Below are 23,268 nucleotides of genomic sequence, written 5' to 3' on the forward strand. Positions count from 1 at the left end.
CGACAAATGGTCCGCTGCGGGGTCCGGGATTGCGATAGTGATGGGCCGTGGCGGCGAGCGACGTCGACATCGTGCGGGCCGCCTTCGCGGCCTTCGAGCACCGGGACGCGGATGCGCTGGTGGCGATCTGCCGACCCGACATCGTGTTCCAGCCCGTGACCGCGCAGATCGCCGCGGGCGGTGTCCCGTACCGCGGCCACGAGGGGATGCGGACCTACCTGGAGGACGTCGGGCGCGTCTGGCAGGAGCTGCGGCCCTCGCCCGACACGTGGTACCTGCGCGACGGCGGCGTCGTCGTCGCGACCGGGCGCGTCTACGCCTGGGGCGCCGGCCGCGTCGTCGACTCGCCGTGCGGTTGGCTCTGGCGCGTGCAGGACGGCGGGCTCGTCTATGGCCAGATCTTCGAGACCGCCGCCGCGGCGCTGGCCGCGGCCGGGATCGAGCCCGACGCCGAGCCCTCGGCGGCCTGACCCAGCGAGTCGTGTTCCGTTGTCCGCCGGAGTACGCTCGGCGGCGTGGGTGGGTCGAGGACGATGAGCTTCAGGGCGGTTGCGGAGCCGGCGACGCTCGGTTCGCTGCGCGACGCGCTGGGCGCGTTCCTGGACGAGACGGGCGCCGGCGAGCAGCTGCGGTTCGACGTCATGCTCGCCGTCTCGGAGGCGGCCAACAACGTGTTGCTGCACGCCTACCGGACCTGCGCGCAGCCGGGCGCGATCCGGGTCGCCGCGACCGCGGGCACGGAGCGCATCGAGGTCACGATCGAGGACGACGGCGGCGGCCTCGCGCCACGCCCGGACTCACCCGGCGCCGGCCTCGGGCTGCCGATGATGGCCCAGCTCACCGACGACCTCGACGTCCGGCGCCTGCCGGCCGGCGGGACCAGCGTCGCGATGGCCTGGCGGCGGACCGCCTAGCCTCGTCGGACGAGTACGCCTTCCCGGCGCACGCCGCGGTCAGCCGTGCGACAGGCTGCACGAAGCGCGCGCGTCATGATGGTGTCTCAGACGAACTGCTCACTTCCAAGCAAAGGACCGAGAGAGCTCACATGGCTGATTACGCGGTTGTCGACCCGGCGACGGGCGAGACGATCAAGGAGTACCCGACGATCAGCGACGGCGACCTGGACGCGGCCATCGGCCGCGCCTACGCGGCGCACGAGGGCTGGAGCAAGGGCAAGACGGTCGCCGAGCGCGCCGAGCTGATCCGCAAGGTCGGCGATCTGCACAACGAGCGCAAGGACGAGCTCGGCGCGATCATCGCGCGCGAGATGGGCAAGCCGATCGAGCAGGCCGTCGGCGAGGTCGAGTTCTCGGCGGCGATCTACCACTACTACGCCGACAACGCGGAGTCGCTCCTGAAGGACGAGCCGATCGAGCTGCTCGAGGGCGAGGGCTCGGCGTTCATCCGCCGCTCGTCGGTCGGCGTCCTGCTCGGCATCATGCCGTGGAACTACCCCTACTACCAGGTGGCCCGCTTCGCCGGCCCGAACCTGGTGATCGGGAACACGGTCCTGCTCAAGCACGCGCCGCAGTGCCCGGAGTCGGCCGCCGCGATCGAGCAGATCTACCAGGACGCCGGCGTCCCCGCCGACGCCTACATCAACATCTACGCGACCAACGACCAGATCTCGACGGTCATCGCCGACCCGCGCGTGCAGGGCGTCTCCCTGACCGGCTCGGGCCGCGCGGGCGCCGCCGTCGCCGAGCAGGCCGGGCGTCACCTCAAGAAGGTCGTCCTGGAGCTGGGCGGGTCCGACCCGTTCCTGGTCCTGGCCACCGACGACCTCGACGCGGTCGTCGAGAACGCGGTCGGCGGCCGGATGGAGAACGGCGGCCAGGCCTGCAACGCGGCCAAGCGCTTCATCGTCGTCGACTCGCTCTACGACGAGTTCCTGGAGAGGTTCACCGCCGCGCTGAAGGCGCTCGAGCCGAGCGACCCCAAGGTCGAGGGCGCGTCCTACGGCCCGCTGTCCTCGACGGCGGCCGCGGATCGCCTTGAGGAGCAGGTCAAGAAGGCCACCGAGTCGGGCGCCGAGCTCGTCACCGGCGGCAGCCGCGACGGCAACTTCTTCAAGACGACCGTGCTGACCGGCATCACGCCGGACAACCCGGCCTACAAGGAGGAGTTCTTCGGCCCGGTCGCCTCGGTCTACAAGGTGTCGGACGAGGACGAGGCGGTCACGCTCGCCAACGACACCGACTTCGGCCTCGGGTCTTACGTGTTCACCAACGACAAGGACCAGGCGCTGCGCGTCGCCGACAAGATCGAGGCCGGCATGGTCTTCGTCAACGCGGTCGGCGCCGAGGGCGTCGAGCTGCCCTTCGGCGGCGTCAAGCAGTCCGGCTTCGGCCGCGAGCTCGGCCGCTTCGGCGCCGACGAGTTCGTGAACAAGAAGCTCATCCGCGTCGTCGCCTAGCCCGCGCGCGGACTCGACGGATGATCGATCGCCCGGCGCCGCGGCTTGCGGCGCCGGGAGCGATCGACCGATCACCGCGGTGATGGTCCGCATCCTGCGCAACATCCTGCTGCACCTCCTGTCCGCCGGGATGCTCGTCGCCGCCATCGCCTCGCAGGACGCGTACTGGCACAACATGCTGCTGCTGATCGCCGGCGGCGCGTTCGTGCTCGCCTGGGTCCCGCTCGGGGACTAGCGACTCTTCACTCCCGGCGGGCGGTTTGCGGATCACCCGGCGGTGCGCGAATCTGAGCGGGTCATGAGCCTCTCGCTGTCGTCGCGCGCCCTCGCCGTCCGGCGCGGACCCGCGTGGCGCACGGTCTTCGTCGTCGGCCTGCTGCTGTGGGTCGCCACGACGCTGACGCTCGTCGCGACCGACGACGACATCCTGGTCCCGGCCAGCGTCCTCTTCGGCTCGTTCCTGGTCCCGGTCACCTGCGTGTTCTGGGTCGTCGAGCACGGCCACCACACGACGCTGACGCCCGCGCGGCTGATGGTCGCGTTCTTCGTCGCGGGCGTGCTCGGGCTGCTGGCGAGCGCCGCGCTGGAGATCTGGCTGGTGCCGTCGCGGGTGCTGCCGAACCTCTGGGTCGGGCTGATCGAGGAGGCCGTGAAGGGCGTGGGGCTGCTGCTCGTCGCGCGCGGCCTGGCGCGCTACCGGGTGCGCGACGGGATCATCCTCGGCGCGACCGTCGGCCTCGGTTTCGGCGCCTTCGAGGCGGCGGGCTACTCGCTGTCCTACAGCGTGCAGTCGGGCGCGTTCTCGGCGCGCGACCTCGTGTCGGAGGAGCTGCTGCGCGCGGTGATCGCACCGTTCGGCCACGGCGTCTGGACCGCGCTGGTCGGCGCGGCGGCGTTCGCGACCGCGGCACGCCACGGCAACCGGCCCGCGTGGTCGTGGTCGATCCCGTTCGCGTACGTGGTGGCGGTGCTGCTGCACGCGGCGTGGGACGCGTCGTCGAACGCGGCGAGCGCGTTGGTCGACGCGGACGCCGTGATGCTCGTCGGCGCGCTGCAGTGGTTGTTCATGTTCGTGGTCGCGGCGATCGGCGTGTGGCTGGTCCGGCGGCGCTGGCGTGTGGTTGAGTAGGGAGCGATGAGCGACCTCGTTGCCTCCGGACAGGCCGTCGACCAGCCGCTGACGCGCCACGCGATCTTCCTCGTGCTGTCGGTGCGCGATGACGACGAGTCGCTGGCGACCGCGCGTGAGGTGGTCTCCGGGATCGCCGACTTCGTCAAGACCGTCGGCTTCCGGTCCAGCGAGGCGCGGCTGTCGTGCGTGGTCGGGATCGGGCGCGCGCTGTGGGACCGGCTGCGCCCGGACGGGCCGCGGCCGATCGACCTGCGGCCGTTCAACGCGATCCGGGGCGAGAACGGGCACGACGCGCCGTCCACGCCGGGCGACGTCCTGTTCCACATCCGGTCCGAGCGCGCCGACCTGTGCTTCGAGCTGGAGCGGCAGTTGTTGAACGCCTTGGGTGGCGCGGTCGTCGTCGAGGACGAGGTCAGCGGCTTCCGCTACTTCGACGCGCGCGACCTGCTCGGCTTCGTGGACGGCACCGCGAACCCGACCGGCGCCGAGATCTCCGACGCCGCGTGGATCACCGGCGACGCCGACCCGGACTTCGGCGGCGGCGCGTACGTGGTCGTCCAGAAGTACGTGCACGACCTCGAGGCGTGGGGCGCGCTGACCGTCGAGCAGCAGGAGGCGGTCATCGGCCGCACGAAGGTCGAGAACATCGAGCTGGACGACGACCCCGACGCGCCCGCGCACAAGACGCTGACGACGATCGAGGACCCGCAGACCGGCGAGGAGCTCGACATCATCCGCGACAACATGCCCTTCGGGCGGCCGGGCGCGGGGGAGTACGGGACGTACTTCATCGGCTACGCGTCGCGGCTGTGGGTGATCGAGACGATGCTGCAGCGCATGTTCCTCGGCGATCGGCCGGGTCGCTACGACAGGATCCTCGACTTCTCGACGGCGGTGACCGGGACGACGTTCTTCGTGCCGACCCCGGACGTGCTGGAGGGGCTGGCCGACGAGACGCCGGCGCCCGCCGAGGAGGAGGCGGCGGAGGCCCCGCCCGCCGCGCCCGCGCCGCCGCCCGCCACGGGCGGCCTCGGGATCGGCTCGCTGCGCGACTAGTCGCCGGACGCCGCCCAGGCGTCGGCGCCGAAGCGGTCCAGCTCGGCCAGCCAGACGTTCGCGTTGCCGTCGGACGGCGCGCGCCAGTCGCCGCGCGGCGACAGCGAGCCGCCCGCCACGACCTTCGGGCCGTTCGGCAGCGCCGATCGCTTGAACTGCGCGAACGCGAAGAAGCGGCGGCAGAAGAGCTCCAGCCAGCGCCGGATCTCCGGCAGGTCGTACTCGACGTGGTCGCTCTCGGGGAAGCCGGGCGGCCACGCCGCGCCGCCGTGCACGTCGCGCCACGCGTGCCAGGCCAGGAAGCCGATCTTCGACGGCGGGAAGCCGTAGCGGAGCACGTGGTACAGGTTGAAGTCCTGCAGCGCGTACGGGCCGACCTTCGACTGCGTGGACTGCAGGACCTCGCCCGGGACCAGCTCGGGGCTGATCTCGGTCTCCAGGATCCTCTGCAGCACGTCGCCGACCGCGTCGTCGAACTGGCGCGACGCGATCACCCAGCGCAGCAGGTGCTGGATCAGCGTCTTGGGGACGCCGCCGTTGACGTTGTAGTGCGACATCTGGTCGCCGACGCCGTACGTCGCCCAGCCGAGCGCCAGCTCCGACAGGTCGCCGGTGCCGAGCACGATCCCGCCGTGCTGGTTGGCGAGGCGGAACAGGTAGTCGGTGCGCAGCCCCGCCTGGACGTTCTCGAACGTGACGTCGTAGACGCCCTCGCCGCGCTCGCCCGCCGCGTACGGGTGCTCCATCTCCTGCAACATCAGCTCGGCGGTGGGGCGGATGTCGAGCTCGGCCTTGGTGACGCCGAGCGCGTCCATCAAGGTGTGGGCGTTGGCCTTCGTCTCGTCGGACGTCGCGAAGCCCGGCAGCGTGTAGGCCAGGATGTCGGTCCGCGGCCGGCCGGCGCGCTCCATCGCCTGCGCGGCGACGATCAGCGCGTGGGTCGAGTCCAGCCCACCGCTGACGCCGATGACGACCTTCGGGCCGCCGATCGCGCCCAGGCGCTGGACCAGCCCGGCGACCTGGATGTTGTAGGCCTCGTAGCAGTCCAGCGCGAGCCGCTGGGGGTCGGCCGGGACGAACGGGAAGCGCTCGACGACGCGGCGCAACCCAAGGTCCTTGCCAACGGGCGGGTCCGAGGTGTAGGTGATGGTCCGGAACGCGTCCACGCGCGCCGCGTGCGTGCGGCGGTTGTCGTCGAACGTCCCCATCCGCAGGCGGTCCTGGTGGAGGCGGTCGAGGTCGACGTCGGCGACCGACGCGCGGCGGCCCTGCGGGAAGCGCTCGGTCTCCGCCAGCAGGTCGCCGTTCTCATACACCATGGTCTGACCGTCCCAGGCCAGGTCGGTCGAGGACTCGCCCTCGCCGGCCGCGGCGTAGGCGTAGGCCGCGAGGCAGCGCGAGGACGCCGAGCGCGCGAGCAGCTTGCGGTCCTCGGCGCGCGCGACGGTGATCGGGCTGCCGGAGAGGTTGAGCAGGACGGTCGCGCCGGCCAGCGCGGCCTCGGCCGACGGCGGAACCGGGACCCACATGTCCTCGCAGACCTCGGCGTGGACGACGAGGTGCGGGATGTCGGTCGCGGCGAAGAGGAGGTCCGGGCCGAAGGGGACCTGCGCGTTGTTGATGGTGATCGTCTGCCCGCGGAGGTCGTCGCCCGGGGCGACCTGGCGGCGCTCGTAGAACTCGCGGTAGTTCGGCAGGTAGGACTTCGGCGCGACGCCGAGGACCGCGCCGCGGTGCAGGACGACCGCGCAGTTGTAGATGCGGTTGCGGTGGCGCAGCGGCGCGCCGACGACGATCAGCGGCAGCAGCTCGGCGGTCTCGGCCGCCAGCTGGGCGATCGCGGCCTCGGCCGCGTCGAGGACGGTCGTCTGCATCAGCAGGTCGTCGATCGAGTAGCCGACCAGGCCCAGCTCCGGGAACACGGCGACCGCCACGCCGTCGTCGTGCAGCGCACGGACGTGGTCCGCCAGGGCGCGCGCGTTGGCGGCCGGATCGGCGAGCGCGATCGGGCCGGTGCACGCCGCGACGCGCGCGAAGCCGTGGTTGTAGAGCGAGCGGAACGTCATCTGCGAGCAGGTCTTACCGGAAAGCGTAGGAGGCGGCGGTGCTGCAAGCGCGCTGCCAGCCCGGCCGGGCGGGGCTCTACCGTGCGCAGCGCACCATGACGGACGATCCCGACGACCCGGATGTCGCCGACGAGCTCGAGGCCCGCGACCAGCTCCTGCTCGCCTGCCGCGAGCTGCTGCTGACGATCGGGACGTCGAACGCCGTGGCGCTCGTCGCGCACATCAACGCGACGCTGGACCTCGACGACGGCTACGCCGCGGAGGCGCCGCCGGACGAGTGATCGCCGCGCGCGCCGCGCGTGGTCACCGACGCCGCGGCGGCGTCGATCGCGCGCGCCACCGCGTCGCGCAGCGGCGCGTCCTCCGCGAGGGCGAGCGTGAGGACGCCGCTGAAGACGTCGCCGGCGCCGGTCGTATCGACCGCCTCGACGGGCGGCGCGGGGAGGACGGTGGTCTGGCCGCCGTCGTGCAGCAGCGCCCCGCGGGCGCCGAGCGTCACGACGACTGGCGCGTTCGTCCGCGCGGCGAGCGCGTGCGCTGCGGCGTCCGGGTCAGGCTCGCCGGTCAGCGCGGTCGCCTCGTGCTCGTTGGGCGTCAGGATCGGGTGGTGGGCCGCGAGGCCGTCGGGGAGCGCGCGGGCGGGCGCGGGGTTGACGATCAGCGGGACGTCCATGGCGCTCGCCGCCTCGGCCGCTGCGAGCACGACCGCGTCCGGCAGCTCGAAGCCGGTCAGGACCGCGTGCGCGCCGCTCCTGGCCACCGCTGCGCGCACGGCGTCCGGGTCGAGCGCGTGGTTGGCGCCGGAGGCGACGGCGATCTGGTTGTCGCCCGCTGCGTCGACGACGATCAGCGCGACGCCGGTCGGGACACCGTCGCCGAGCCGCGCGACCGCGCTGACGTCGATGCCCTCCGCGGCCAGCTCGGCCAGCGCGCCCGCGCCGAGGTCGTCGTCGCCGACCGCGCCGACCAGCGCCACGTCGCCGCCCGCGCGGGCGGCCGCGACCGCCTGGTTGGCGCCCTTGCCGCCGCCGCTGCGCGTCAGCGTCCCGCCGGCCACGGTCTCGCCGGGCCCGGGCAGCCGCTCGGCCGCGACGACCATGTCCACGTTGATCGACCCCACGACCACCACGCGCGCGCCCGCCATCGCCGCAGCATCGCCGATCGCGAGGCCGCGCGCGTCCGTGGGCGAGGCGCGCTACTGGTTGCCCTGCGTCAGGCCGTCCTTGCCGCCGGCCGCCTCCTCGGCCGCCTTGCGGCCGGGGTGGTCGATCGGGAGGTCGCGGGGCGAGATCTCGTCGTGCGCGTCGTCGGTGTCGCCGAGGGGCGTGTTGGGGTCCTTCAGCGTCTCGTCCTCGGTGGGCTTCTTGTCTTCAGGCATCGACCTCGGGCTGCCCGGCCCGGTGCCACGTCATGCGCTCGTGCGCTAGCTGAACCAGCGCGCGACGCGGACCGCGCCGAACTCGCGCTTCTCCTCCAGGAACTCGAGGGCCGGCTCGTGGCGCTGGGCCTCGGGCGCGTCCCCGCGCAGGAAGCTGACCTCGACCTTGCCGACGAGGCCGCCGCCGAACTCGGCGTAGCAGACGCCGGAGCCCTCGTAGGGCGCGGGCTTCGCGCTGCCCTCGATGTCGGCGACGATGTCGTCGGCGACGACCAGCGCGGCGGACTCGGCGAAGATCCCCGCCTTCGGGACCGTGCGCGGGCCGGTGCAGACGTCGCCCAAGGCGTACACCCTGTCGAAGGCGGTGTGGAGGTCGTCCTGGTCGACCGGGATCCAGCCGTTGGGCGCCAGGCCGGACGCGGCCAGCGGCTCCGGCGCGCGGTGGATCGGGATCGCGATGAACAGGTCGTACGGGATCTCCCGGCCGTCCTTGGTGTGCGCGACCTTGGTGTCCGGGTCGATGTGCGTGACGAGCGTCTCGGGGTGGACCTCGACGTCGCGGGCGGCGAGGCCGTCCTTGAACATCTGCGAGACCTCGCCGGTGACGGGCACCGGGCCCCTCATCGGGAACGTCGTGATCAGCGACACGCCGTCGCGGGTGCCGCGCTCGGTGAACAGGTTGTCCAACATGAACGAGCCCTCGAACGGCGCGGGCGGGCACTTGAACGGCTGGCCGAGGATCGAGAGCAGGACGCGGCCGCCCGCGAAGTCCGCCAGCGCGTCGCGCAGGCGCTCGGCGCCGGCCAAGGTGTAGTACTCGTGCCCGCCCTCGGCGAGGCCGGGCGTGGCGTCGAAGTCGTAGTCGGCGCCCATCGCGACGACGAGGTGGTCGACGTCGTCGTAGACGTTGGCGTCGGTCGTGACGCGCCGCGTCTCCGGGTCGATCGCCGTCACGGTCTCCTGGCGGAACGTGACGTTGGCCTTGGCGATCTTGTTGTAGGGGATCTGGATCTCGTCCGCGGTCTGGCGGCCGAGCATCACCTCCAACTTGGAGAAGCCGAAGAAGAACGCGGCGTTGCGGTCGATCAGCGTCACGCGGGTGGTGTCGGGCGCGATCTCGGAGAGGCGGGTGGCGAGCTCGAGGCCGGCGAAGCCGGCGCCGAGGATGAGCACGTGGCGCTGGGGCATGGTGGCGTCAGCCTAGTCCGAACACGGACAAGATCCCAAATACACAATTCCCTATTGACTAACTGGAGAATGTGCTACGGTGCTTCCTGTCACGGCGACTTCTCCTCCTGTGACACACGCGAAGGGCCGGCGCCTGACCCACGCCGGTCAAGGGACCGGCCGGGCGCAACTCGGGACAGGCAGCGCCCGGCCGGCCCCGCTCCACCGCGCTTCGTATCGTGCGGGGCGATGAGCGACGAGTTCGAGGACGGGCGCTGGCTGGCCGAGGCGGTCGCGCTGGCGGTCGGGAACGTCGAGGCGGGCGGTGGGCCGTTCGGCGCGCTGGTCGTCCGCGACGGCGCGATCGTCGCGACCGGCGTCAACCAGGTGACGACGACCAACGACCCGACCGCGCACGCGGAGGTCGTCGCGATCCGGGCGGCGTGCCGTGAGCTGGACGACTTCAGGTTGAGCGGCTGCGTGCTGGTGTCGTCCTGCGAGCCGTGCCCGCTGTGCCTGGCCGCGGCGCTGTGGGCGCGCGTCGACCGCGTCGTCTACGCGGCCGACCGCCACGACGCGGCCCGCGGCGGCTTCGACGACCGCGCGTTCTACGAGCTCTTCGCGACGCCGCGCGAGCAGTGGCCGATGGGCGTCGACGGCGTCCCGGTCGGCGAGCGCGACGCGCCGTTCGACGCCTGGCGGGCCAAGCCCGACCGCGTCGACTACTGACCTGGCGCCGCGCCGAGGCGGTGCAGCCGCCGCGGCACGCCGTGCGCCGGGCGTCCCGGCTCCAGCCCCTCCAGGCTCACGGCCTCGCCCGTCCAGTCGCCGACGCGCACGCGCAGGCGCCCGGCCTCGAGCGCGGCCGACCGCACGGTGCCCTCCAGCGCGCCCGCCGGTCCCGGACCGGGCCGGACGTCGACCTCCCACGGGTAGACCGCGACGTCGACCGGACCGTCACCATCAACAACGAGTCCCGACGCGCCCTCGCGCGCCCGGACCACGCTCCCGCCGGTGAGCGCCACGACGAAGCGGTCGGCGGGATGCTCGACCAGCTCGCCCGGCGTGGCGAGCTGGCGCAGCGTGCCCTCCACGATCACCGCCACGCGGTCGGCCAGCGCGGTTGCGTCGGCGAAGTCGTGCGTGACCAGCAGCGTCGGGATCGCCAGCGCGCGCAGCTCCTGCGCCAGCTCGTCGCGGACGACGCGCCGCGTGTGCGCGTCCAGCGCCGCCAGCGGCTCGTCGAGCAGCAGCACCTGCGGCTGGCGGCCGAGCGCACGCGCCAGCGCGACGCGCTGGCGCTCGCCGCCGCTGAGGCGCGCGGGCCGCTCGCCGGACAGGTGCGCGATCCCGAAGCGCGTCAGCAACGACGTGACCGCGTCCTCCGTCGCGCCCGAGAACGCGACGTTGCGCGTGACCGTGAGGTGCGGGAACAGCGCGTGGTGCTGCGGGACGTAGCCGACCGAGCGCCGCTCCGGCGGGAGGTCGACGGCGCCGCCGTCGCCGCGCTCGCCGCGAGCGAACCAGACCGCGTCGCCGCAGCGCACCCGCCCGGCGTCGGGCCGGTGCAGCCCGGCGACCGCGCGCAGCACGGTCGTCTTGCCCGCGCCCGACGGCCCGACGAGCGCGACGACCTCGCGCTCCGCGCAGAGGCCTACGTCGACCGTGAAGTCGCGAAGCCGGCTGGTGATGTCCAGGTCGAGCGCCGCCATGCGCCCAGCAGCTTGTACGAAACCAGCACCCCGGCGCTCAGCGCCACCAGCAGGACGCCCATCGCCAGCGCGACGTCGATGCTGCTGTCGAGCTCCTGGTAGACGGCCAGCGTCAAGGTGGTGGTCTTGCCTTGCACGTTGCCGGCGAAGATGATCGTCGCCCCGAACTCGCCGACGCCGCGGGCGAAGGCCAGGACCCAGCCCGCCGCCAGCCCGCCGGCGGCGAGCGGCAGCACCACGCGCCAGAACGTCGCGGTGCGCGACGCGCCGAGCGTCCGGGCCACGTCGGTCAGGTCCCCGTCGACCGCCTCGAACGTCGCGATCGCCTGGCGCAGGTAGAACGGCGAGGCGACGAACGCGACGGCCAGGACGACCGCCCACGGGCCGAACGGCAGCACGACGCCGATGCTGTCGAGCGCGTCGCCGAACAGCCCGCCCTGGGCGTAGGCGGAGAGCAGCGCGATCCCCGCGACCGCGGGCGGCAGGACCAGCGGCAGCTCGCACAGCGTGAGGATCAGCGCGCGGCCGGGGAAGCGCCGCGTCGCCAGGAACCACGCGGCCGGCGTCCCGATCCCGACGACGAGCAGGTTCGCGGCGAGGTTGGTCTTGAGCGTGACCCAGATCGCGTCCTGCACGACCTGCTCGCGCAGCAGCGACGGGAGGTCGCTCAGCGGCGCCTGGACGAACAGCGCGACGAGCGGGATCGCCAGGAAGGCGACGACGATCCCGACCGCCAGTGCCGTCCAGGCGCGGCCGATCATGCCTTGGGCGGGAGCCCGAAGCCGAAGCGCTTGAGCAGGCCGCGGCCGCGCCCGCTCCGGATGTCGTTCAGCAGCGCCTGCGCGCCCGCGCTGTCGGAGCCGTCGCGCTTGACGACGCAGCCCTGGTAGCGCACCGCGGGCTGCGCCCACTTGGGCACGAACAGCGGCGTGACGCGGTCGGTCTGCGTCCTGGCGTCGGTCGTGTAGACGAAGCCGGCGTCGGCGGCGCCGAACGCGACCTGCGACAGGACCTGGCCGACGTTGGACTGCTGGGAGACCTTGTTGGTGGTCAACGCGCTGGAGAGCCGCAGGCGGCGCAGGAGGCGGCGCGTGTAGTCGCCGATCGGGACCGACGCGTTGCCGATCGAGAGGTTCAGGCCGCCCCTGCGCAGGCCGTAGATCGACCCGATGCCCTTGGGGTCGCCCTTGCGCACGATCAGGACGAGCCTGTTGGTGGCGAACGTCACCGGGCGCTCGCAGCGCCCTTCGCGGTACAGGGCTTGGGCCTCGTTGGGCTCGGCCGACAGGAACAGGTCGGCGGGCGCGCCGCGCTCGATCTGGAGCTGCAGCGTGTTGGAGCCGCCGAACGAGTACCTGGCGTCGCGCTTGATCTCCGGCATGACGTTGGTCAGCGACGTGGCGGCGTAGACGTTGAGGGCGCTGGCGGTCGTCGGCACGGCGAGCAGCGCCGCGGCGGTCGCCGCGATGGGGAGGAGGCGCTTCACGAGTTGGGGTCCTTGATGTAGGTGTCGAGCTTGAGGCCGGCGGCGTCGAGGTCGATCGGCGCGACCAGCCCCGGGAGGGACTCGCCCGCCCAGGTCGCCAACATGGTGTTCTCGCTGCTGGCCTGCGCGAGCAGACGGCCGAGGAGAAGGGCGCTGCCGTAGTCCACGGTCGCGGCGACGCCGCCGAGGTAGGTCCCGGCGACGAGCGTCTCGAGCTCGCGCCCGACCTTGAGGGCACCGGCGCGCGAGCCGAGCTTGACGACGCGCTCGAAGTCGCCGGGCGTGACCGCGTTGTCGGGGCCGAGCGCGGCGTTGAGGCGGTCGACGCTCGCGCGGTGGTGGGCGCGGGCCTGCGTGAGCCGGTTGCGCTCGGTCGGCGTCCACGCGCCCCTGAGCGCGAGGGCGGCGTCGAAGTAGGCCGACAGGACGCCCTCGGCGACGGCGCCGAAGGCGAGGAAGCCGAGGTCGTCGCCGACCGGCGTGGCGGGCGCGAGCGCGGCCCTGGCCTGCGGCGCGCCCAGCGTGGCGACGGCCGCGGCGGCGGCGCCCGCGCCGAGCAGCTGACGTCGCGAGACGCGAGTACCTAGGATTTGCCTATACATCGCGCCCATCCAATCACATGGCTGGCGGTTCTCGCCAGCGTGGCCGCCGGTTGCGGGAGCGCCGCGAGCGGCAGCGGCCCGAGGGTCGCCACGACGCCGGCCGCGCAGCGCTCGGTCCAGCGCGACGGCGCGATCACCGTGCGCGGCGACTACGCGCCCGACCGCCACGGCCCCTACGCGCTGCGCGGGCGCTACCGCGTGCGCTTCGTCCAGCGCGGGGCCGGCGTCGACTTCCGGCAGGAGGTCCCGTTCACGGCGCACCTCGAGCAGCCCGCCGCCGACGGGCCGGGCAGGACGATCAGGCTGTTCGAGCGGGCGGCCGCCTCCGGGAGCGCGACGGTCACCGTGGGCGCGGGGCGTTACGACGTCGTCGTCGACTACGGTGACTCGCCCTACGCGCTGGTCCTGACGCCGCAGCGCTGAGCGGCGCCGCAAGTTCGGGCGCGCGGCGTCGTTGGAGGTCTCCGAGATGCCTCGGACCTCCATCGCTCCCGTCCTCGCCGCCGGCGTCGCCGCGCTCGCGCTCGCCGCCGCCGCGCCCATGGCGGGTGCCGCGACGCCCGCGCGCGCCGGCCTCGCCGGCACGCTGCCGGCCTACCTGCACAGCGCGCGCGACCTCGGCGCCGCGCCCGCGACCGGCGGCGTGCGCGCGCTGATCGCGCTGCGCCACCGCGACCAGGCGGGGCTCGACGCCTTCGTGGGGGCGGTGTCGGACCCGCGCAGCGCGCAGTACGGCAGGTACCTGACGCCCGCGCAGTTCGAGGCGCGCTACGCGCCGAGCGACGCCGACGTCGCGCAGGTCACGGCGTTCGCCAAGGCCTATGGGTTGAGCGTCCAGAGCGTTCCGCACAACCACGCCTACGTGTCGGTCAGCGGCACCGTCGCGCAGGCCGAGCGGGCGTTCTCGACGTCGATCTCGCGCTTCACGCTCAGGGGCGCGACGGTCCAGGCGCCGACGGTCGCGCTCAGCGTCCCGGCCGCGCTCAGGGGCCTGGTCACCGACGTCTCGGGCCTCGACACCGGCGACGTCGCCCAGCACCAGGCCTCCGCGCCGCCGGCCTACGTCAACGCGCCGCCGTGCAGCACGTCCTGGGGCGAGAGCACCCAGCAGGACCTGCCGACCGCGTTCGGCGCGCTGCAGCCCGACGTCCCGTGCGGCTACACGCCGCAGCAGGTCCAGGGCGCCTACGGCGTGACCGGCGCGATCGCCGGCGGCCTCGACGGCCGCGGCCAGCGCGTCGCGGTGATCGACGCCTACTCGTCGCCGTCGATCGTCGCCGACGCCACCGAGTACTCCTCGCGCCACGGGCTCCCGGCGCCCACGATCGAGCTGCACGACAACGCGCTGCAGCGCAACGCGCCCGAGGGGCCGACGATCCCGGCCGACGTGCCGGTCGTCGGCGGGCTCAACCTCCAGGATCCGCAGGGCTGGGCGGGGGAGGAGACGCTCGACGTCGAGGCGATCCACTCGATCGCGCCCGGCGCGACGATCGTCTACCAGGGCGCCAACTCGGCGCTGAACATGGACCTGCAGACCGCGCAGAACAGCGTCGTCCAGGACGACCTCGCCCAGATCGTGTCGAACTCGTACGGCGGCAGCACCGACGACAGCGACGCCACCAGCGACGGCATCTGGCAGCAGGCCGCCGCGCAGGGCATCGGCGTGTACTTCTCCTCCGGCGACGCCGGCGACGAGACGACCGGCGGGACCGATCCGGCGGCCCGCGCCACCGACTCCGGCGGCAACTCGCCGTACGTCACGTCGGTCGGCGGCACGACGCTGGCGGTCGGCAAGGACGACAACTACGAGTTCGAGACCTACTGGGGCACGTTCTCCTCCACCTTGACCGACGGCGCGTGGTCGCCCGCCGCGCCCGGCGTCTTCAACTCCGGCGGTGGCGGCGGCACGAGCCAGGCCTACGCGCAGCCGTCCTACCAGGCCGGCGTGGTCCCCGATGCGTTCTCGCACTACTGGGAGAGCAAGAGCAGCGACGACGGCAGGGTCTCCGGCGGCGCCGTGCCCGGCCGCGTGACGCCCGACGTCGCGATGCTCGCCGACCCGAACTCCGGGTTCCTGATCGGGCTCAGCCAGGACTTCGACCAGGCCGCCAACCCGCTCGGGCTGCCGCTGCCGACCGACGACACGCACTACTCCGAGTACCGGATCGGCGGCACGTCGCTGGCCTCGCCGCTGTTCGCGGGCATGATGGCGCTCGCCGACCAGGCCGCGGGCGCGCACCACGGCTTCGCCAACCCGGCGCTCTACGCGGCGGGCGGTGCCGGCGCGTTCAACGACATCTCGGCCCCGAGCAGCCCGGTCGCGGTCGTCCGGACCAACGACACCAACTCGATCGACGCCTCCGGCGGGACGCAGACGCTGCTGCGGACGGCGGGCCAGACCGGCACGCTGACCTCGCAGCCCGGCTACGACGACTCGACCGGCCTCGGCTCGCCCAAGGGCCTCGGCTTCCTGCGCGCGCTGGCGCCGGACTCGGCGCTGATCCCGGCGGGCTGAGGCCGCGCACGTCACCTCCCTGTCACTGCGCGCGGTGACGGTGAGGTGACAGGCCGGTCCGCACTCTTGAGCGCCATGACCTTCGCGTCCCCGCTCCTGCTCGCCGGCCTGGCGCTGGTGCCGGTGCTGCTCACGGCCTACGTCGTGCGCGAGCGCCGTGCACGCCGGGCCGCGCGCGCCGTCGTCGCCGCGCCGCTGCGCGCCGCCGTCCTCCCGCGCCGCGCCGGCTGGCGTCGCCACGTCCCGATCGCCGGCGGCCTCGGCGCCGCCGCGCTGCTGCTGACCGCGCTCGCGCGCCCGCAGACCACCGTCGCCGTCCCGGTCGAGCAGGCGCGGATCGTGATCGCCACCGACCGCTCCGGCTCGATGGAGGCCAAGGACGTCGCCCCGGACCGCCTGACCGCCGCCCGCGCCGCGGCCGCGACGTTCCTGAGGTCGGTCCCGAGGACCGTGCGCGTCGGCGCGCTCACGTTCAACCAGGTGCCGACCGTGCTGGCCGCGCCGACGACCGACCACGACGCGGTCGGCGACGCCATCAACTCGATCCAGGCCGCGGGCACCACCGCGACCGGCGACGCGATCGCCTCCGCGCTGAAGATGCTGAAGACCGGGAACGGCCCGGCGGCGATCGTCCTGCTGTCGGACGGCAAGAGCGTCCGCGGCCAGGACGTCCTGACGGTCGCGCGCCAGGCCAAGGCGGCGAAGGTCCCGATCTACACCGTGTCGCTCGGCACGGCCTCAGGGACGATCACGACCAAGACCGGCACGAGCCAGGTCCCGCCGGACACCGCGACGATGAGGCAGGTCGCCTCGATCACCGGCGGCAAGGCCTACAACATCTCCGACGCCAGGGCGCTGAGCGCGGTCTACGAGCAGCTCGGCTCCAAGCTCACGACCAAGCACCAGAGGCAGGACGTCTCCTCGTCGTTCGCGGGCGGCGCGCTGCTGATCCTGGTCCTCGGCGGCGTCGCGAGCGTGAGCCTGACGGGCCGGCTGGTCTGACACCCTCAGCTTGCGTTCAGGAACGGCGAAGGCTGCCTTCAGGACCATGCGGTTGGGTGGACGCATGCGCTCCACCCGTATCGCCACCGTCGCCGTGACCGCCGGCGCCGCGCTGCTCGGCTGGTCGGCGGTCAGCGTGGCGGCGATCGGCGACCAGCTCCCGGCGTCGTCGTCGCCCGCCGGGCAACCGCAGCAACAACAGCTGGACCGCGGTCACTGCGACCACGACCACGACCGCCGGCCGGGGGTCTGATCCCGTGCGCGTGCTGCTGGCCGAGGACCACCCGGGCGTCGCGAGGTCCGTCGCGACCGGCCTGCGCCGCCACGGCGCGGCGGTCGACGTCGCGCCCGACGGCGGCCGCGCGCTGTACCTCGCGCGCGTGCACGACTACGACGTCGTCGTGCTCGACCGCGACCTCCCCGAGATCCACGGCGACGAGGTCTGCCGCGCGCTCAACGCCGAGCAGCCCGAGACCAAGGTCCTCATGTTGACCGCGTCGCGCACGACCGACGACGTCGTCGAGGGCCTCGGCCTCGGCGCCGACGACTACATGTTGAAGCCGTTCCGCTTCGCCGAGCTGGTCGCGCGCGTCAACGCGCTCGCCCGCCGCGCCGGCGCCGCGCGCCCCGCGGTCCTGGAGCACGGCGACCTGCGCCTGGACCCGGCGAAGCGCACGGTCACCCGCGCGGGCGCCGAGCTGGACCTCGCGCGCAAGGAGTTCGGCGTCCTGCACGCGCTGATGGCCGCGGGCGGCGACGCCGTCAGCACCGAGCAGCTGCTCGCGTCGGTCTGGGACGCCAACGTCGACCCGTTCTCCAACATCGTCCGGATGACCGTGATGAAGCTGCGCCGCAAGCTCGGCGAGCCCGGCGTCATCGACACGGTCCCGGGTGTCGGGTACCGGATGTGACCACCGTCCGCCTGCGGCTGACGCTGTTCTACGCCGGGCTGCTGGCGACGGCGTCCGGCCTGATCCTGCTCGCCTCCTACCTGCTCGTCCGCGCGCACCTGCACCGGACGCTCGCGGCCGTCGACGCCGATCGGGCGGTCTCAGCGCTCGGATCCCAGTACCTGTTGTCCCTGCTCGCCGTCGTCCTCCTGGCGGCCGGCGGCGGCTGGCTGGTCTCCGGCGAGGTGCTGGGCCCGCTGGAGCGCGCGATCGCCAAGCAGCGGCGGTTCGTCGCCAACGCCTCGCACGAGCTGCGCACGCCGATGACGGCGATCCGGACCGCGGCCGAGGTCGCGCTCGACGACCCCGAGCCGACCGTCGAGTCGCTGCGCGAGGTGCTCGCTGAGACCGTCGCGGCGACCGAGGACACCGACCGCCTGATGAGCGCGCTGCTCACGCTCGCGGGCGCGACCGACGGGCCGCGCGCCGACCAGGACGTCGAGCTGCACGCGGTCGTCGCGCGGGCGCTCCCGCGCGGCGCGCGGATCGACGCCGACCTGCGGCCGACCGTCGTGCGCGGCGACCCCGCGCTGCTGCAGCGCGCCGCGGCCAACCTGATCGACAACGCGCTGCGCCACGGGCGCCCGGGCGCGCCGGTCCGCGTCGCGGTGCGCGACGGCGCGCTGACCGTCGCCAACGCGGGCGCGCCGATCGCGCCCGACGACCTCGCCCGGATGGCCGAGCCGTTCGAGCGCCTGCGCCGCGGCACGAGCCCCGGCACCGGGCTGGGGCTGTCGATCGTCCGGACGATCGCCGAGGCCCACGGCGGCCGCCTGCGCCTGGAGTCGCCGCCGGCCGGCGGGCTCGTCGCGCGCCTCGAAGTCGCCGCGAGGTGACGGGCAGGTGACGGGCCGCCGGTCAACGTGGTGGTCATGATCGACGACACCCAGCTGTTCCCGGCGCCCGGCGCCGACCCCGATCCGGACGCCGAGGCGCGGCACGCGCTGTCCGCGGTCCTGCACCAGGCCAAGCGCGTCGTCGTCGGCCAGGACGCGATGCTCGAGCGCGTGCTCGTCGCGCTGCTGGCCGGCGGCCACGTCCTGCTCGAGGGCGTGCCCGGCCTGGCTAAGACGCTGACGGTCCGGACGCTCGCCCAGGCGCTCGGCGGCTCGTTCTCGCGCGTGCAGTTCACCCCGGACCTGGTCCCGGCCGACGTGATCGGCACGCGGATCTGGCAGCCCGACCGCGGCGCGTTCCGGACCGAGCTGGGCCCGGTCTTCGCCAACCTGTTGCTCGCCGACGAGATCAACCGCGCGCCCGCGAAGGTGCAGTCGGCGTTGTTGGAGGTCATGCAGGAGCACCAGGTCACGATCGGTGGGGAGGCCTTCGCGGTCCCGCAGCCGTTCCTGGTCCTGGCCACCCAGAACCCGATCGAGTCCGAGGGCACCTACCAGCTGCCCGAGGCCCAGGTCGACCGCTTCCTGTTCAAGTTGGTGGTGGACTACCCGGCGCTCGACGACGAGATCGAGGTCGCGCGCGGCGTGACGTCGCCGTCGGAGGTCGCGCGGGTGCTGACGATGGAGCAGCTCGCCGCCTACCGCGAGCGCGCCCGCGAGGTCGTCGTCTCGCGCGAGGTCGCGCGCTACGCGGTGTCGCTGGTCGACGCCACGCGCCACCCCGAGCGCTACGGCCTTGATGATGTGGTTGGGTTGATCGCCTTCGGCGGCTCGCCGCGCGCGTCGATCGGCCTCGTGCAGTCCGCGCAGGCGCTGGCGCTGCTGCGCGACCGCACCTACGCGACGTTCGAGGACGTCGCCGACCTCGCGCGCGACGTGCTGCGCCACCGGCTCGTGCTGTCCTACGACGCGCTCGCCGACGGCGTCACGCCCGACGCGCTGCTCGAGCGCGTGCTCGACGCGGTCGCCGTGCCGCACGCCGCCGGGCACCTGGTCGAGGTGGCCTGATGCTCTCGCCCTCGCCGGCCCGCCAGGGCCCGGGGCCGATCCCGCCGGACACGCTGCGCCGCCTCGGGCTGACGCTGCGTAGGCGCGTCGCCGGGCGGCTGCCGGGCGGGCATCCGACCCGCGGCACGGCCGCCGACGGCACCGAGCTCTCGCAGCTGCAGCCCTACGTGCCGGGCGACGACGTCCGGCGCATCGACCCGAGCGCCAGCGCCCGGACCGGCGAGCCGCACGTGCGGCGGCTGGTCCCGGAGCGCGCGGTGACGACGTGGGTGGTCGCCGACGTCTCGCCGTCGATGGCGTTCGGGACGGTCGGGCGGTTGAAGAGCGACGTCGCCGAGGGCGTTGTCGATGTGGTCGCTCGACTCGCGGTGCAGCACGGCGGCAACGTCGGGCTGGCGCTCGGCGGCGCGCGGCTGCTGCCGCCCGCGTCGGGGCGCGTCGCGCTGGCGGCGGTCCGCGGCGCGATCGGCGCGGGCGTGGTCGCCGACGGCAACGACGGCGGCGGGCTGGGCGTCGCGCTGGAGCGCGTCGCGCGGCTGGCCCGGATGGCCGGGTCGGTGGTCGTCGTCAGCGACTTCCGCGATGACGATTGGGCCGGCCCGTTCCGGCAGATCGCGGCGCGGCACTCGGTCGTGGCCGTCGAGGTCCATGACCCGCTGGAGGCCGAGCTGCCGGACGCCGGGTTGTTGGTGTTCTCGGATCCGGAGACGGGCGAAGTTGTAGAGCTTGATACGAGCGATCCCGGTGTCCGGGCGGCGCTGGCGCAGGCCGAGGCCGAGCGCCGCGCGGGCGTGGCGGCGGTGCTGCGGCGCGCGGGCGCCCAACATGTCGCGCTGGGCACCGGCGACGACTGGCTGCGCGAGCTGGGGCGGGTGCTGCGGTGAGCTTCGCGGAACCCACGCACCTGCTGGCGCTGCTGGCGCTGCCGCTGTTGTTGGTGGTGTCGGTCGCCGCCCGTGCGCGGCGGCGGCGCTTCGCGGTCCGCCATCCGGCGGCCGCGGCGATGCGGGCGCTCGCGCCGCGCAGCGCCCGCTGGCGCCGCGTCGTCCCGGCGACGCTGTTGGGCGCCAGCACGATCGCGCTCGCGGCCGGGTTCGCCAAGCCGCAGCGCACGGTGCACGTGCCGGTCGAGAAGGCGTCGGTCGTGCTCGTCACCGACGAGTCCGGGTCGATGCAGGCCGACGACGTCTCACCGACGCGGCTGCAGGCGGCGCAGGGCGCGGCGAGGTCGTTCCTGAGCGATGCGCCCAAGTCGCTGCTGATCGGCTTCGCCGGGTTCTCGTCGAGCGTCGAGACCAACGTCGCGCCGACGACCGACCGCGCCGCGGTGACGAGCGCGATCGGCGCGCTCAGCGCCGAGGGCGGGACCGCGACCGGCGACGCGCTCAGCGCCGCGCTGGACCAGCTCGCCGCGCGCAAGGGCACCGACGGCAGGACCGCACCCGCGGCGATCGTGCTGCTCAGCGACGGCGCGCGCACCGCGGGCTCCGACCCGCTGGAGGCCGCGGCGCGCGCGAAGAGGCTCGGGATCCCGATCTACACGGTGGCGCTCGGCACGCAGTCCGGGACGCTGTCGTTGCCCGACGGCCAGACGCTCGACGTGCCGCCGGACCCGCAGACGCTCGCGCAGATCGCCTCGACGTCGGGCGGGAGGACGTACGCGGTCGACGACGCCGACACGCTGTCGGGGATCTACCGGTCGCTCGGGTCCAAGCTCGGCACGAAGGCCGAGCAGCGCGAGGTCACGATCGCGTTCGTCGGCGGCGGGTTGTTGTTGCTGTTGGGCGGGCTCGGGACGAGCGTCGGGACGCGCGGGCGGTTGGCGCTGTGAGCGCGCTGATCCCGGTCACCGTGATGCTGCTGGCGGCGACGGTCGTCGCGCGGCTGACGCTGGAGCTGCCGGAGGCGATGCCCGCGTGGCGCCAGATCGCGGCACGCGCGCTGGCGCCGCTGAGCACCTGGACCCTCGCCGCGCTTGCAGCCTGCGCGGTGTGGCGGGCGCTGGACGGCGGGATCGGCGGGCTCGCGGTAGCGCTGCTGCTGATGGTCGGCGCGGGCGTCCTGCTGCTGCGCGTCGCGGTGCCGGAGGTCGACGCGGCGCCGGTGCCACGGCGCGAGCCGCGCGCGCCCGCGCCGCCCGCACCGGCGGCGCCGTCACCCGCGGCCGCGCCGCTGCGCCCGACCGACGGCGCCCTCTGGGCCGGCCGCCGCGACGACGCCGCCGCCCGCCGGTCCGGCCTCTGGCGGCAGGGCTAGCGCCGACCGCTCGTCCGGCGGCGCGGCGTCGTCGGCGCCCGGAGCCTCCCGGCCTGCGCCGGGAGGCTCCGGGACGACGACGTCGTAGAGCGCGAAGCGCATCGCGCCCTCCTCACGCCGCCACCGGCTCGGCGACGCGCTCCTGCACCTCGCCGGGCGCCGCCGCCTCGTCCGCCGCGCGTTCGCGGAACGCGAAGGTCAGCAGCGCGGCGACGCCGAGCATCAGCGCCGCGCCGAGCAGCGCGACGACCGACATGCCGTGGGTGAACGCCGCGTCGGTCGCGTCGCGCAGGTCGGCCGGGAGGTGCGCGGTGCCGATGCTGCCGAGCACCGCGATGCCCAGCGCGCCGCCGAGCTCGTTGAGCGTCTGGCTCGTGCCCGACGCCTGGCCGGTCGCCTCCGGCGGCGCGGCGCCCAGGATGAGGTTGTTGCCCAGCGTCACCAGCGGGGCGACGCCGAACTGGAAGACCGCGACCACGAGCGCGACGAGCGCGGGCGGCGTGTCGGCGTCGACCATCGACAGCGCGGCCAGGCCGACGGCCATCAGCGCGGCGCCGCTCGCCATCAGCGGCCCGGGGCGGTACCTGGTCGCGAGCTTCGGCACGACGACCATCGTCCCGAGCGTCATCGTCACGATCCCGGGCAGACCCCAGAGCGCGGCCGGCAGCGGGTCCAGGTTCAGCACGATCTGGAAGTACTGGGCGACGAAGAAGAACGTCCCGAACATCACGAACGTCGTCACGCACATCCCGGCCAGCGGCGCGCTGAAGCGGCGGATCCGGAACAGCGACAGGTTGATCAGCGGGTTGGCGATCCTCCTCTGGCGCGCCAGCAGGACGACGAGCACGGCGACGCCGAACGCGATCAGCGCGGCGTCGGCCGCGCCGCCGGTCCCGCGGGCGAAGCGCTTGATCCCGTAGGTCGCCGGGAGCACCGCGAGCATCAGCATCCCGGCGCTGGGCAGGTCGACGCGCGGCGCGGCCGGGTTGGCGAACTCGGGCACGTAGCGGGGGACGAACCACAGCACCGCCAGCATCGCGGGCACGTTGATGAGGAACACGGCGTGCCAGGTCGAGACGTCGAGCAGCACGCCGCCGAGGATCGGCCCGAGCGCCGCGCCGCTGGTGAAGCCGGCCGAGATCAGCCCGAGCGCCTTCATGCGGTCCTCCTCGTGGGGGAACATCGCGAAGAGCAGGGACATGGTCGACGGGATCAGCGTCGCGCCGGCGATGCCCTGCAGGCCGCGGGCGGCGATCAGCATCTCCGGCGACGTCGACAGCGCGGCGAGGACCGAGGCCGCGCCGAACGCGGCCGACCCCCACACCAGCACCTTGCGGCGGCCGATGCGGTCACCGAGCGCGCCCATGGCGATCAACGCCCCAGCGATCAGGAACCCGTAGACGTCGGTGATCCAGAGCAGCTGCGTGGGGGTCGGGTGCAGGTCGGCCGACAGCGACGGCACGGCCAGGAACAGCACGCTCAGGTCCATCACCACGAGCATGCAGGGCAGGGCGAGGGCGGCGACGCCGATCCACTCGCGGCGCCCGGCGCGCTGGGGCTGCGCGCCGGGCTGGTCGTTGGGGAGGGGGAGAGGGGTCATGGCCCCTGAGACGATCCCGCGGCCGC

27 protein-coding genes are annotated in these 23,268 nt (G+C 73.9%); 18 read left to right on the top strand and 9 right to left on the bottom strand.

The window, feature by feature from the left end; genetic code table 11:
- Positions 1-47: 47 nt before the first annotated feature.
- The 6 genes from H030_RS0115365 (at position 48) to H030_RS32550 (ending at position 4,604) form a co-directional block, all read left to right on the top strand.
- Positions 48-470: a nuclear transport factor 2 family protein gene (locus H030_RS0115365; protein WP_027006754.1), complete on the top strand. Its 423-nt coding sequence runs from the start codon at positions 48-50 to the stop codon at positions 468-470.
- Positions 471-533: 63 nt separating this feature from the next.
- Entirely contained in the window at positions 534-914 is a 381-nt protein-coding gene (locus tag H030_RS0115370) for an ATP-binding protein (protein WP_027006755.1), read from the top strand.
- Between the two features lie 131 nt (positions 915-1,045).
- The gene (locus H030_RS0115375) at positions 1,046-2,416 is read left to right on the top strand and encodes an NAD-dependent succinate-semialdehyde dehydrogenase (RefSeq protein ID WP_027006756.1); all 1,371 of its coding nucleotides are present in this window, start codon (positions 1,046-1,048) and stop codon (positions 2,414-2,416) included.
- A gap of 79 nt (positions 2,417-2,495) precedes the next feature.
- Entirely contained in the window at positions 2,496-2,651 is a 156-nt protein-coding gene (locus tag H030_RS39115) for a hypothetical protein (RefSeq protein ID WP_231398450.1), read from the top strand.
- A 63-nt stretch (positions 2,652-2,714) separates the two neighbouring features.
- Positions 2,715-3,545: a PrsW family glutamic-type intramembrane protease gene (locus tag H030_RS32545; RefSeq protein WP_051222815.1), complete on the top strand. Its 831-nt coding sequence runs from the start codon at positions 2,715-2,717 to the stop codon at positions 3,543-3,545.
- A gap of 6 nt (positions 3,546-3,551) precedes the next feature.
- Positions 3,552-4,604, top strand: a complete 1,053-nt coding sequence (locus tag H030_RS32550; RefSeq protein ID WP_081690842.1) for a Dyp-type peroxidase — start codon at positions 3,552-3,554, stop codon at positions 4,602-4,604.
- On the opposite strand, the gene H030_RS0115395 is transcribed toward H030_RS32550, so the two are convergent.
- Positions 4,601-6,670: an NAD(+) synthase gene (locus H030_RS0115395; protein ID WP_027006757.1), complete on the bottom strand. Its 2,070-nt coding sequence runs from the start codon at positions 6,668-6,670 to the stop codon at positions 4,601-4,603. The two genes, H030_RS32550 and H030_RS0115395, sit on opposite strands and share 4 nt — an antisense overlap.
- A 95-nt stretch (positions 6,671-6,765) precedes the next feature.
- On the opposite strand from H030_RS0115395, the gene H030_RS0115400 reads away from it, so the two are divergent.
- Complete coding sequence (locus tag H030_RS0115400) at positions 6,766-6,951, top strand: hypothetical protein (RefSeq protein WP_155892069.1); 186 nt, start codon at positions 6,766-6,768, stop codon at positions 6,949-6,951.
- On the opposite strand, the gene H030_RS0115405 is transcribed toward H030_RS0115400, so the two are convergent.
- The 3 genes from H030_RS0115405 to H030_RS0115415 are packed head-to-tail and all read right to left on the bottom strand — an operon-like array spanning position 6,921 to position 9,236.
- A complete protein-coding gene (locus H030_RS0115405) occupies positions 6,921-7,814 on the bottom strand; it encodes a PfkB family carbohydrate kinase (RefSeq protein ID WP_035127783.1) in 894 nt (297 codons plus the stop codon). The genes H030_RS0115400 and H030_RS0115405 overlap by 31 nt on opposite strands.
- Before the next feature lie 51 nt (positions 7,815-7,865).
- A complete protein-coding gene (locus H030_RS32555; RefSeq protein WP_035127785.1) occupies positions 7,866-8,048 on the bottom strand; it encodes a hypothetical protein in 183 nt (60 codons plus the stop codon).
- A 45-nt stretch (positions 8,049-8,093) separates the two neighbouring features.
- Positions 8,094-9,236 (bottom strand): NAD(P)/FAD-dependent oxidoreductase, encoded by a 1,143-nt coding sequence (locus H030_RS0115415; RefSeq protein ID WP_027006760.1) that lies wholly within the window; start codon positions 9,234-9,236, stop codon positions 8,094-8,096.
- Positions 9,237-9,464: 228 nt separating this feature from the next.
- Here H030_RS0115415 and H030_RS0115420 point away from each other — a divergent pair, with 228 nt between their 5' ends.
- Entirely contained in the window at positions 9,465-9,944 is a 480-nt protein-coding gene (locus H030_RS0115420; RefSeq protein WP_027006761.1) for a nucleoside deaminase, read from the top strand.
- Here H030_RS0115420 and H030_RS32560 read toward each other — a convergent pair.
- Genes H030_RS32560 through H030_RS39750 form a run of 4 tightly spaced genes read right to left on the bottom strand, consistent with a single transcriptional unit; the run spans position 9,938 to position 13,015 of the window.
- Positions 9,938-10,927: a sulfate/molybdate ABC transporter ATP-binding protein gene (locus H030_RS32560; protein ID WP_051222817.1), complete on the bottom strand. Its 990-nt coding sequence runs from the start codon at positions 10,925-10,927 to the stop codon at positions 9,938-9,940. The genes H030_RS0115420 and H030_RS32560 overlap by 7 nt on opposite strands.
- Positions 10,870-11,688 (bottom strand): ABC transporter permease, encoded by an 819-nt coding sequence (locus H030_RS32565; protein ID WP_051222819.1) that lies wholly within the window; start codon positions 11,686-11,688, stop codon positions 10,870-10,872. Before H030_RS32565 ends, H030_RS32560 begins: the two co-directional genes overlap by 58 nt.
- Entirely contained in the window at positions 11,685-12,413 is a 729-nt protein-coding gene (modA, locus tag H030_RS0115435; RefSeq protein ID WP_027006762.1) for a molybdate ABC transporter substrate-binding protein, read from the bottom strand. The genes H030_RS32565 and modA overlap by 4 nt, the downstream gene beginning before the upstream one ends.
- On the bottom strand, positions 12,410-13,015 hold the full coding sequence (locus H030_RS39750) for a ferritin-like domain-containing protein (protein ID WP_196809147.1): 606 nt from the start codon (positions 13,013-13,015) through the stop codon (positions 12,410-12,412). The genes modA and H030_RS39750 overlap by 4 nt, the downstream gene beginning before the upstream one ends.
- Positions 13,016-13,054: 39 nt before the next feature.
- On the opposite strand from H030_RS39750, the gene H030_RS39755 reads away from it, so the two are divergent.
- The 10 genes from H030_RS39755 (at position 13,055) to H030_RS0115490 (ending at position 21,642) form a co-directional block, all read left to right on the top strand.
- Positions 13,055-13,438 (top strand): hypothetical protein, encoded by a 384-nt coding sequence (locus tag H030_RS39755; RefSeq protein ID WP_027006764.1) that lies wholly within the window; start codon positions 13,055-13,057, stop codon positions 13,436-13,438.
- A 46-nt stretch (positions 13,439-13,484) separates the two neighbouring features.
- Positions 13,485-15,530: a S53 family peptidase gene (locus tag H030_RS32570; RefSeq protein ID WP_035128423.1), complete on the top strand. Its 2,046-nt coding sequence runs from the start codon at positions 13,485-13,487 to the stop codon at positions 15,528-15,530.
- 75 nt (positions 15,531-15,605) lie between these two features.
- Positions 15,606-16,532 carry a VWA domain-containing protein gene (locus tag H030_RS32575; protein ID WP_051222823.1) on the top strand — a complete coding sequence of 309 codons (927 nt, stop codon included), beginning with the start codon at positions 15,606-15,608 and terminating at the stop codon, positions 16,530-16,532.
- Between the two features lie 64 nt (positions 16,533-16,596).
- On the top strand, positions 16,597-16,785 hold the full coding sequence (locus H030_RS0115460; protein WP_027006765.1) for a hypothetical protein: 189 nt from the start codon (positions 16,597-16,599) through the stop codon (positions 16,783-16,785).
- A 4-nt stretch (positions 16,786-16,789) separates the two neighbouring features.
- On the top strand, positions 16,790-17,443 hold the full coding sequence (locus H030_RS0115465) for a response regulator transcription factor (protein ID WP_027006766.1): 654 nt from the start codon (positions 16,790-16,792) through the stop codon (positions 17,441-17,443).
- The gene (locus H030_RS32580) at positions 17,440-18,318 is read left to right on the top strand and encodes a sensor histidine kinase (protein ID WP_051222825.1); all 879 of its coding nucleotides are present in this window, start codon (positions 17,440-17,442) and stop codon (positions 18,316-18,318) included. Before H030_RS0115465 ends, H030_RS32580 begins: the two co-directional genes overlap by 4 nt.
- A 36-nt stretch (positions 18,319-18,354) precedes the next feature.
- Positions 18,355-19,386, top strand: a complete 1,032-nt coding sequence (locus H030_RS0115475; RefSeq protein WP_027006767.1) for an AAA family ATPase — start codon at positions 18,355-18,357, stop codon at positions 19,384-19,386.
- Positions 19,386-20,270, top strand: a complete 885-nt coding sequence (locus H030_RS32585; protein ID WP_051222827.1) for a DUF58 domain-containing protein — start codon at positions 19,386-19,388, stop codon at positions 20,268-20,270. The genes H030_RS0115475 and H030_RS32585 overlap by 1 nt, the downstream gene beginning before the upstream one ends.
- Complete coding sequence (locus tag H030_RS0115485) at positions 20,267-21,217, top strand: VWA domain-containing protein (RefSeq protein ID WP_027006768.1); 951 nt, start codon at positions 20,267-20,269, stop codon at positions 21,215-21,217. The genes H030_RS32585 and H030_RS0115485 overlap by 4 nt, the downstream gene beginning before the upstream one ends.
- Positions 21,214-21,642: a hypothetical protein gene (locus H030_RS0115490; RefSeq protein WP_027006769.1), complete on the top strand. Its 429-nt coding sequence runs from the start codon at positions 21,214-21,216 to the stop codon at positions 21,640-21,642. The genes H030_RS0115485 and H030_RS0115490 overlap by 4 nt, the downstream gene beginning before the upstream one ends.
- A gap of 112 nt (positions 21,643-21,754) precedes the next feature.
- Here the strand turns inward: H030_RS0115490 and H030_RS32590 are convergent, their stop codons facing one another.
- On the bottom strand, positions 21,755-23,242 hold the full coding sequence (locus H030_RS32590; protein ID WP_051222829.1) for an MFS transporter: 1,488 nt from the start codon (positions 23,240-23,242) through the stop codon (positions 21,755-21,757).
- Positions 23,243-23,268 lie beyond the last annotated feature (26 nt).

It is taken from the genome of Conexibacter woesei Iso977N, assembly GCF_000424625.1.
Taxonomy (GTDB): domain Bacteria; phylum Actinomycetota; class Thermoleophilia; order Solirubrobacterales; family Solirubrobacteraceae; genus Baekduia; species Baekduia woesei_A.